The sequence below is a fragment of the Treponema sp. UBA753 genome (assembly GCF_002297325.1).
Taxonomy (GTDB): domain Bacteria; phylum Spirochaetota; class Spirochaetia; order Treponematales; family Treponemataceae; genus Treponema_D.
This window is the reverse complement of sequence record NZ_DBKJ01000032.1, coordinates 3,149-12,597: the sequence shown is the minus strand read 5'-3', so window position 1 is coordinate 12,597 and position 9,449 is coordinate 3,149. Positions and strand designations below refer to the sequence as shown.

Annotated in this window: 12 protein-coding genes, 1 other RNA gene and 1 pseudogene; 7 read left to right on the top strand and 7 right to left on the bottom strand. The window is 36.0% G+C overall.

Annotated elements, in window-relative coordinates:
• From B4C08_RS02390 to B4C08_RS02360, 7 genes and pseudogenes are all read left to right on the top strand, one after another.
• Nucleotides 1-213: pseudogene (locus tag B4C08_RS02390) on the top strand (tRNA pseudouridine(38-40) synthase TruA); the annotation flags it as partial.
• 50 nt (nucleotides 214-263) lie between these two features.
• A complete protein-coding gene (locus tag B4C08_RS02385) occupies nucleotides 264-1,478 on the top strand; it encodes an LIC_12708 family protein (protein ID WP_296662463.1) in 1,215 nt (404 codons plus the stop codon).
• A 14-nt stretch (nucleotides 1,479-1,492) separates the two neighbouring features.
• On the top strand, nucleotides 1,493-2,059 hold the full coding sequence (locus B4C08_RS02380) for a hypothetical protein (protein WP_296662461.1): 567 nt from the start codon (nucleotides 1,493-1,495) through the stop codon (nucleotides 2,057-2,059).
• A gap of 54 nt (nucleotides 2,060-2,113) precedes the next feature.
• Nucleotides 2,114-2,554 (top strand): hypothetical protein, encoded by a 441-nt coding sequence (locus B4C08_RS02375; RefSeq protein ID WP_296662460.1) that lies wholly within the window; start codon nucleotides 2,114-2,116, stop codon nucleotides 2,552-2,554.
• An 8-nt stretch (nucleotides 2,555-2,562) separates the two neighbouring features.
• On the top strand, nucleotides 2,563-2,979 hold the full coding sequence (locus B4C08_RS02370) for a (deoxy)nucleoside triphosphate pyrophosphohydrolase (RefSeq protein ID WP_296662458.1): 417 nt from the start codon (nucleotides 2,563-2,565) through the stop codon (nucleotides 2,977-2,979).
• Entirely contained in the window at nucleotides 2,976-3,362 is a 387-nt protein-coding gene (locus tag B4C08_RS02365; protein WP_296662457.1) for a hypothetical protein, read from the top strand. The genes B4C08_RS02370 and B4C08_RS02365 overlap by 4 nt, the downstream gene beginning before the upstream one ends.
• Nucleotides 3,349-3,678 carry a helix-turn-helix domain-containing protein gene (locus B4C08_RS02360; RefSeq protein ID WP_295797810.1) on the top strand — a complete coding sequence of 110 codons (330 nt, stop codon included), beginning with the start codon at nucleotides 3,349-3,351 and terminating at the stop codon, nucleotides 3,676-3,678. Before B4C08_RS02365 ends, B4C08_RS02360 begins: the two co-directional genes overlap by 14 nt.
• A 35-nt stretch (nucleotides 3,679-3,713) precedes the next feature.
• On the opposite strand, the gene ssrA is transcribed toward B4C08_RS02360, so the two are convergent.
• The 7 genes from ssrA to B4C08_RS02325 form a co-directional block, all read right to left on the bottom strand.
• Nucleotides 3,714-4,079: a transfer-messenger RNA gene (gene ssrA, locus B4C08_RS02355) on the bottom strand.
• A 51-nt stretch (nucleotides 4,080-4,130) separates the two neighbouring features.
• A complete protein-coding gene (locus tag B4C08_RS02350; protein WP_294015245.1) occupies nucleotides 4,131-4,682 on the bottom strand; it encodes an ATP-binding protein in 552 nt (183 codons plus the stop codon).
• Between the two features lie 11 nt (nucleotides 4,683-4,693).
• The gene (locus B4C08_RS02345; protein WP_013701365.1) at nucleotides 4,694-5,032 is read right to left on the bottom strand and encodes an anti-sigma factor antagonist; all 339 of its coding nucleotides are present in this window, start codon (nucleotides 5,030-5,032) and stop codon (nucleotides 4,694-4,696) included.
• Between the two features lie 28 nt (nucleotides 5,033-5,060).
• Entirely contained in the window at nucleotides 5,061-6,761 is a 1,701-nt protein-coding gene (locus B4C08_RS02340; protein ID WP_296662455.1) for a GAF domain-containing SpoIIE family protein phosphatase, read from the bottom strand.
• Nucleotides 6,762-6,951: 190 nt separating this feature from the next.
• The gene (locus B4C08_RS02335; protein ID WP_295797799.1) at nucleotides 6,952-7,881 is read right to left on the bottom strand and encodes a transcriptional regulator; all 930 of its coding nucleotides are present in this window, start codon (nucleotides 7,879-7,881) and stop codon (nucleotides 6,952-6,954) included.
• Nucleotides 7,847-8,617 (bottom strand): metallophosphoesterase, encoded by a 771-nt coding sequence (locus B4C08_RS02330; protein ID WP_295797796.1) that lies wholly within the window; start codon nucleotides 8,615-8,617, stop codon nucleotides 7,847-7,849. Before B4C08_RS02330 ends, B4C08_RS02335 begins: the two co-directional genes overlap by 35 nt.
• A partial coding sequence (locus B4C08_RS02325) for a tetratricopeptide repeat protein (RefSeq protein ID WP_296662453.1) occupies nucleotides 8,614-9,449 on the bottom strand: 836 nt, incomplete at its 5' end. The genes B4C08_RS02325 and B4C08_RS02330, both read right to left, overlap by 4 nt.

The following is a 9,449-nucleotide window of genomic DNA, read 5'->3' as shown; positions in this document are numbered from 1 at the left end:
CTTGTTTTTCAAATTGAAGCAAATGCTTTTCTTTGGAAGATGGTAAGATCCATTACAGGTACTCTTATTCAACTTGCTCAGAAAAAATGCAGCCCGGACGAATTTAAAAAAATCCTTGAATGCTGCGACAGAACTAAAGCTGGAATTACAGCGCCGCCAACAGGACTTTTTTTGTGGGAAGTAAAATTTGATGGAATCCGCCGCCATGTTTAATTGCGTTGCTTCTTGATGAAATTTGCTAAATCTTTTATTCTTTTTGTACTATGAAATTTTTTAAGAACCTTCTGGTTGCATTTGTTTTTATTTCTGTTTTTTGTGGATGCAGAAAGGGAAAGATAGTTTCTTCTGTTGAAAAAGAAAATCTTTTTGAATTGAACTATGGAACTTTTGAAGATGAGCTTAATGTTTTTAATATGTCATCGGCTGGAAATATCAACACTTCAATTTCTATGCAGGATGGATTTTTTTATATTTTGAACGGCGAGTCAAAAAAAATAATGGAAATGAACAGTTACGGAGATTTGCTTGCCTTGTATTACAATCCGCAGGAAAATCCACGTCCTTCATTTTCTGAAAATACAAGTGATATTAATTCTACGCGCGCTGCTGTTCCGTATTCATTTAATGAAGTTTCAAAAATTGCTGTTGATTCAAGAAAATATCTTTATGTGGTTGACAAGCTTCCATTAAATCGTCAGGAAACAGATTCAAAGACAAATCAAGTTTTGAGCCAAATTATTGTAAGGTTTGACGATTCAAAAAAATACATGAACTATATAGGTCAGCAAGGTCCTGGAGGAACTCCTTTTCCGTATATAAAAAATATTTTTACGACAGACAAAAATGAGCTTGTTGTTTTATGCACAACTTCATCCGGCGCAGTTGTTTATTGGTTTTCTATGGATGGATTTTTAATGTACACAATTCCAATTGAAAAAGAAAATGTTCCGAATCCTTTTGCAGAGGAAAAAACTGAAACTTTTTTTTCTCTTGAAAATATTGTTCCAGATTACAAAGAACGCAAGTTGTATTTAAAAGTTGATTATTTTTCAAGCTATATCGATGAGTCAAGCCGCGTTCAGTCTGGAGTGGAATATATAACTACGCTGATTCATCCTTTTGATGTTGAAAATAATTCTTATGATTTTCCTATAACTGTTCCGCCTTATGATGAGCCTATTTCTGAAGGATTCTCTAAGGAAACTTTTGAAATTCCTTATGATTTCTTGGGAATTACTGATAGCGGCTGGTTTTATTTTATTGTAAGCACAGACAACGGTTTTAGCTTGCAAATGGTTCAGTCAAACGGACAGAGAATTCTAAAGCGAAAAATTTCACTTGATAGGGAATCCTGCCTTTATTATTCTTTCAATTTGAGCCGCGAAGGAATAATTTCAGCGTTGATTGTAAAAAATGAAAAAGCTTCTGTGTGCTGGTGGCGAATCGATTCTTTGATTCAGGCTGTTATAAAAAATTAATTTTGGAACTATAAATGGAAATTTTTGATGATGAAAGCCAGCCTGAAATTCGCTACGATGAGAACGATTTAGTTTTTCATTACAAAAGAGGCTCGTTTCGCCAGCATGAGCAAGCAATTTATCGCGATCTTGCAACTGGAAAAAACGCTCCAAAAAAAGGGCTTATAAAAGTTCTTTTTTCAACAAAGGGAAATAAAATCGCATTTTTTACAATGGTGATGTGCATTGTTTTATTCTTTGTTCTTGGAATTATAAATGGCGGAACAGACAAAAATTCAATTGCAGGAATGACAGCGAAACTTTCTGCATTTTCATTTGATGAAAAAGTTTATGCTTCTGTTGAATTTTCCAACTTTGAAAAACTAGAAAATACTGATTCCATTTCATTAAATGTTCTATTTGAATGCTTTAATGAGGAAGACTCTGTTGCTGATAAATTTGAAACAGTTTTCAATTTTGTTCCAAAATCCCCAAAGCCGATTTACGCAGTTTTCAGTGATTATGATTTGGTTTCTGTAAAATGCCATTTAATCTATGAAAATGAGTCTACTGTTTTGGAATGCAGGATTTCAAATAGATAAATTTACCATTTACAATTTTCAAATTTTCATTTATTCTTTTATAGAGGAATAATTATGGCTCAGTTTTATTTTCTTTCCGTTTTGCTAAATATCCTTGCCGGACTAATTTTGATTTATGGAAAAAATCTTGTTGACTTAAAGTCTTCTGATGATGATTCTGAATCTAGTCAAAAAATTTCTTTCGGCGGACTGAATTTTGACAGTTCTGGATTCAGGCTTGTTGTTGGTGTCTTGTGCGTTTTTGTAGCAGTTATGAAAATTCTTTCTGTTTTTCGAAATGATATTCCTGTGATTGGAGATTTGTTTCCTGTTGTCGCAGGTTTTCTTTCTGGAGCTTCAATTCTTTTGGAATATTATATTTTCAGCAGTTCAGAAAGTGATTCCGTTCCTCCTGCGGTTTATAAAGTTTTTATTGAGTCAAGAAAATATATTGGAATTGTCTGCATAACGGCTGGCATTTTGCATTTCGTCTTTCCTCAAGTCATGCTTTTGTAGAGGTTTTTATGTCAAAAGTTTCCATAGCATGTATAGCTTTATTAAACGGGAAAATTCTTGTGGCCCATAGAAATCCTACAGGTCAAATGGGCGGACGCTGGGAATTTCCAGGCGGAAAAGTTGAGGTGGGTGAAACTGACCAAGAAGCCGTTGTTCGGGAAATAAAAGAAGAGTTTGGAATTGCTGTAGCTGTTGGAGAAAAAATTGCAGAAGCCTCTTTTATTCATAATGCAGAAAATGTTCTTTTGCATGCATATAGAATTTTTGTTCCTCATGATGGAATTGAAAAAAAATACAGTTTAACGGAACATACAGAATACAACTGGATTCAGGTTGAAGATGTTGCAAATTTGAATTTTGTAGATAGCGACATGCTTCTTTACCCAAAAGTAAAATCTTACATTCTTGAGGAACTGAAAAAGTGAAAAAGTTTTTTGCAGTTCTTGTTGTTTTTTTTACTGTAATTTTTTCTAGCTGCATTCAAAAAAAAATCGACCTCAATTTTCAAGATGAATCTTTTATTGCCCCTGATCATGAATGGCTTGTTGTAACTGTTCCTTATGCGGCTTTTAGAGTTTCCGCTGATTTTTCAAGTGAAATTTGCTTTCATGCAAGGAGCGGAGATATTTTTCTAATCTGCGGAAAACAAAAAGTTCAAGTTATTAATGCGGAAGAAAAAAAATCCAGCAAAGATTATTTAGTCTGGTACAAAGTAGAGCAGGGCTGGATAGACGGTTCACTTGTGGCTGTTTATGATACTAAATTAAAAGCAGAGGCTGCTGCAAAAAGAGCTTATGAAAAAAACTGAAAGAAATATAGCTGCTACGTTTGCAAAAAATTTAAAGTTTTTCAGGCAAAAATGCAATTATTCACAGGAAAAACTTGCTGAGCTTATAGATGTTTCCCCTGCGACAATTTCAAATTATGAAACTGGAGAAATGTGGCCCTCACGTCAAAATTTAGCAAATCTTGTTGATGTTCTAAAAATTCATCCTTACCAGCTTTTTATAGATTTTTCAAAAGACCTTGACTTTTTAAAGCTTGATATTATTGAAAGAGTTGAGATTGCTTTTGATGCGCCGGAAGAAGGTTTTTCTACATCTGCAAAAAGAGTAAGAAAATAAAAAAAGCACCCGAAACTAAAAAGTTTCCAAGTGCTTTGGAGATGGCGGGAGTTGAACCCGCGTCCATGCAAGCAAACCAAGCATCTCTACAGGTTTATTGAAGCGAGGTGGTTGTCGGGAAAAGGTAGCGGCTTCAAAGGCGTCTCTTCCGTATCTTGATAAAAGTCTTGAACTAACCTCAAGAAATTAGCTCAACAAGTCCCTGTCAGCAACAGAACATTTCAGCATTAGGAACAGCATACTAAAAGTTCCGGCACTGCTTAAGCAGCAAGTGCAAACTGTTCGTTTTCAGACTGTTCGTCTTCTCTACGTTTTGCAGTTATTTTTTTGTCAGTTTGAGGCACCTTCACACCTACCTGCAACACAAGATTTCTCTTGCTTGTCGAAACCGGTACATCCCCGGTTTTATAAAGAGGCTGAAAATTTCAACCTCTTTAAATATAATCAAAAAATTATTCTCCGTCTACAGCAACACCATGACGTTTCTGCTGAAATCTCTTAAGCATTGCAACGCCATTACGTTTGTCATTGTATACGAATCCGCCGTTCCAGTATTCCAAGGCTGCGAAAAGAGCATTTCCGCCGTCCTGTTCATCAGATTTTTTTGTACGGAATGAAACATAGTTTGAAAGCTCTTCAAAATTTGAATTATGAAGACAATCCAAACGTTTTTTGTTGAATTCATTCCATTTTTCCAAGTCCTTAAATCCTTCGCCTTCATCTTCAACGATTATGTGAGCATGCGATGGGCTAAAAGAATACCAAACGTGTACCTGCTTATTTAAATCGCAGTTATTTCCATGTTTTACTGCATTTTTTATAACTTCACTTATCTGCTGCTCAAGAAGGTTTATTTCTTTGATTTCAAGAGGAGCTGACTGTACAATCAAAAGTGTAAAGTAGCGTATCTGTCTAAAATTTGAGGGAAATGCTTTGTAAAGCATATTTGTTTTGTCAAATAATGGGTCATTGCCATCTGAACGAAGCTCTTTGAATTCTTCCATTAAAGTACCTCTTATTCGTTAATCATAAGCAACGCTTCTTCAACACTATTTGCAATAGGGAAGTAGCCCATCAACTTGGTGAGTTCAATAACTTTTTTTACAGAGCCGTGAACATTTGAAATATAGAGCTTCAAGTTCATCTTTTTGATTGTAGAACAGATGTAAATGAGAGCTCCAATTCCAGACGAGTCGATATAATCAACCTGCTCAAGATTGATTACAAACGATTTTACATTTTTCTCAAGCATCTTCATTACAAGTTCCTTGAGTTTGTAAGAATTGTACAAGTCCATTTCACCATTTACATCAATGATGTAGACTTCTCCATTCTTCCTTATTTTAAGTTCCATAAGATGTCTCCTTACTGCTCAAATTTACTTAAAATTTTATTACTAGCAACGACTGGTCATCATGAAGACTACTGTTGCCTATAAACTTCTTAATATCAGACTTTACAAGATTTGCAATGTCTTTTCCAGTTGAATTTGCATTTGAAGAAACTATTTTTAGCAAAGATTCCTTAGGATATTGAATTCCTTGCTCATTTAAAGCTTCAACAAGTCCGTCTGTATATGTAATAAGAATATCACCAGTTTTAATATCTTGCAAGATATCTTTATACTGAGATTCTTTGTCAACTCCAATTGGCTCGCTTGGTGTTGAAATCTGTTTTATCTCATTTTTTTCCTTATTATAGTAGAAAACAGGAGTTGTTCCGCCTGTTGCAATTTCAGCGACCTTTTTAACTGGATCATAGTTTATAAGTGCGCAAGATGCAAAGTGATCTGTACTGAAACTTTCCGCTGCGATTCCATGGTTTACCCATTCAAGAATAGTTCCTGCTGTTTTCTTTGTATTTACAACAAGTCGAATCATCGCCCGAAGCATTGACATTACAATTACGCTGTTGATTCCTTTTCCTGCAACATCGCTCATTACAAATGAAACACGGTCTCTTCTGGAAACAATTACATCATAATAGTCTCCGCAAACTCCTTCTTCTGGATTCCATATTGTTCCAAGCTGAATTCCAGGGAGAGCAGGGAGTTTTGCAGGATGAAGCATTTCTTGAATTTTTGAAGCTATCTCGGCTTCTTTCATAAGGTCGTTATGCTCTATAATATCCTTTACTGAAACAACGCTTTTTATAGAAGTTGCCGCAAAATCTGTAATCATTGATGCAGTCTTTAAATTTTCTTCAGTAAAGACAGAATTTTTCTTTGTTCTTGCAAATGCCGCAACGCCAATTACTGAATCCTGAATTTTTATAGGAACCATTATATAACTTCCGCATTCAAGGAATTCTTCAGGTCCGTTCTGATAAATTCTTGCGTCGTTTTCAGGCTTTGTAATAAGTTCTGGTTTGCCTGCTGTTGCAATTTCGCCAAATATGTTTTCTCTAAGCGGAAATGATGCGAATTTGAAATTTGTGGCAATGCGGATAGGCTTGTGTGGCATATCGCTTGGAAGCTTGTATGGAGGAGGAAAATCCCCGTCAAAAGAACGGACTGTAATCACATCTTCAAAGTCGTCAACCATGAGGATCGCGCCGCCATCTGCGTTTATTTCTTCTCTTATAGTTTTATTTACATAGTCAAGAAGCGCGTTCATTCCGTTTTTCTCTGAAAATGCTTCTGATGCTTTTGCGGCAAATGAATAACTGATTTCAAGTGCTCTCGATTCATTTTCACCAGGCTGAATTGACTTTTGCTGCTGAGATGAAGTCTGCTGAAGCGCCTCCGCATAAGATTTTTCTTCTGCCACGTTCACATAATGCGGAACGAGTTTTTCAATTTTCTTTGGCTCAAAAGTATACAAAATTATGCAGTATGGAATCAGAATTAATGCTGCGATTGAAGCTGCGACTGCAAAATATGCAAAAGGATCTCCTTCGCCAGTTATTTCTTTTATTGCCGCGATAAGGCTTCCTGCTCCAAGAATCAAGTCTGAAAGAAGAGCTATAAAACTTACTCTGGCAGTTTTTTTCTTGCGGATTAAAAGAAATAGCACGAATAAAAATGCGCAAATCACAGAAACCGCGAAAAGAGGAATGTATGCAAATTTGTCATCTAAAATCAAGGTGTCTGCTCCTTGTACAATTTTCAATTTTAACTAAATAATTTTAAATTTTTTGCCGATTATAAAAATAAACCGCAAAATATTTTTATTATTCTAGCATTGAAATATTGTACCGTCAAGTTTTTCATTAAATATTATCGGCACAAAACTGTAAAATTAACAGTCAAAAATCAGTAAAAAATTTTTATTATCAGTTGTTTTTTAAATCTTTTTTCATCTTTGACCTTGCGAGAAAATTTTTAATACGCCGGTAAATAGAGAGTTTTTTGTATTTTTTTGAAAAGTCTTCTGCGGCGTCTTCAAGTGGAAAGTCGTTTCCAAACCGCTGCTTCAATTCGTCCCAGTATTTTATAAGAAAAACGTAAAGGTCGGACAAAGTTCTGCCTTTGAAACTTTTTAAAATTTTGCGGCTTTCGATTGCCCTGATTACAGGAAGATAGACGTTGTTGAACCAAGAAAGAATCGCTTCCTCCATAGAAACTTCTTCTTTTTTTCCGGAATTTATGTAGTATTTGTGGCAGAGAATGTGGTTGTAAATAAGGTCGTACTGGCCGGGCGTGCTGAAATTCAGACACCAATAGTCAGTTATGTCGCCAAAACAGGTTTCCGCATAAAATACTCGTTTTTCGTATTCTATTACTTGCTTTTCCATTTGTTCTTTTGTGCTTCCGGGCTTAAGCTTGATTTCACTTTGAAGGCTTACGACTTCAGCATCGATGTTTTCTATGCCTTTCATTTTTGCAACAGAAACGCGGTGATTTCCGTCTCTTACAAAATAAAGTCCTCCAAGTTCATAAAGGCTTACCGGCGGAAGCGTGATGTCCTGGTAATGCGCCATATCAACGTGTTCCCAGCGTGATTTTAAAAAATTGTTTTTTGGCAAGAAATGATTATCAAAATCTTTATAACGTCCTTCGCTGCCTACAATCAGTTTGATTGGAACAACTTGCATTCCTTTGTAAACTTCGTTGCTTGGCTTGAGCATTTTTTTTATGTCGGTAAATGAAATAAGCTTTGCTTCCTCTGGATTTAAAAGATGCTGTATTTCGTTGAAGAAGGCTTTGTTGCGCGCTTTTGAAAAATCTTCATCTGTCTGCGAGGATAGAAACGTCTGCTCCAAAATTTGCTCCTTTTTTTAGGTTCGGCTCGAATTCTACTACTATGTGACTGTAAGCATTTATGACTGTTGTGTTTTGTGATACAGTGCATCTTGTAGCCTGAAGGTCGTACAAATGTATATGACCGTGAATCATAAGCCCTGGTGAAAATTTTTTAATAAACCAGTTAAAACAGTCAAATCCTTTGTGGCACTGATCTTCTTTGTCATGTATGTGCCTTGGAGATGCGTGCGTCAAAAAAATATCGCAGTATCTTCCGTATTTGATTTTGTTCCAAAGCAAGCCCGGAATCATCGCTACAAGCTGCCTTTTCATCTGCTTGTCCGTGAACTGAGCTTGTCCGTTGTTGTATCTTATGCTTCCTGTAACTCCAGAAATGAGCAGGGGCGTTGTTTTTCCGTCTGAAGTTTTAAATGTAAGATTCTTGCACCTTATATTTTTGTTGCTTGCGTAATCTGCTCCGTGCGCATGTTCAACTCCAGTTCCTTCAAATTTAAACGGCGAGCCTGAAAATAATGAATCAGAAAACATTTTATTTTTATAATATTTGTATTCCTTTAAATCGTGGTTTCCGAAAACAAAAAAAGTCGGTTTTCCTAAGGCGTCTACTATAAAATCAACGTATTCCATGGAAAGGTCTCCGGCGCAAAAAACAGCGTCAACATCTCCATATCTTTCTTTTACTGTGGAAGAGTAGACTAAAGGGTCGATTTGGTCGGAAACGCAAAGAAATTTCATTGAATGCCAGCCTTTCTGAAAAGCGATTCAAGAGTGTCTTTGGATATTAGGGCAAGCGGACGGCTGTCTGCAAAAACTTGTGCTGTGTGTGAAAAATCAGAGCTTGCAAAAAGAAGTCCTTTTACATAGCCTTTTGTTTTTATTGTGTCAGCGAGTTTCCTAACTGGAGTTTCTTCTATTGTATCTGTGGAACGGTAGAACTGCGCGAGGAAAAACTGTTGCTTTGCATTTAAGAATGCTTCCTGTTTTTTTTCTGTGGCAAGAATCTGGCAGCCGTAAGGAGTAAAATCAGTTTTTTGACTTTGAAGATTGTATCCTGCCAATAAAATTTTTTTGCAAAGCTCCATGAATTGCTGGTTGTTTGCTGTTAAATATTCTTTTATTCCGTCATTTGTCTCAAGCTCTTTATATTGATTTAATTTTGATGTCACATCCTTGAATTTGCTGTTGCATTTGTAGACGGTTTCCCATTGTTCTATTGCTTTTTCAATTTTTCTGCTTTTTTCGTAGCAGATTCCGAGAAAGTATCTTGCGTATAAAGTTTCCTGCGAATTTGGAATTTTAGCGTTTGAAACCGCGCGTTCAAATGCGTCCGTTGCTTTTTCAAGTTGATCCGCCATCATAAGGCAAGTTCCTTTTTCAACAAGAGCTTTTTGCCTGTATTCTTGCGAGCGTTCAGCTTTTTCCAGAAGTTTTACTGCTGTGGACAAATCTTTGTTTTCTTTGCAGACTTTTCCAAGGTAATAATAATTTTCGTAGGATTCTGGATTCAGTTTTATTGAAGTTTCCAAGGCTTGTTTTGCCTGTGTGTAATTTTTTGCCCTAAGAAAGT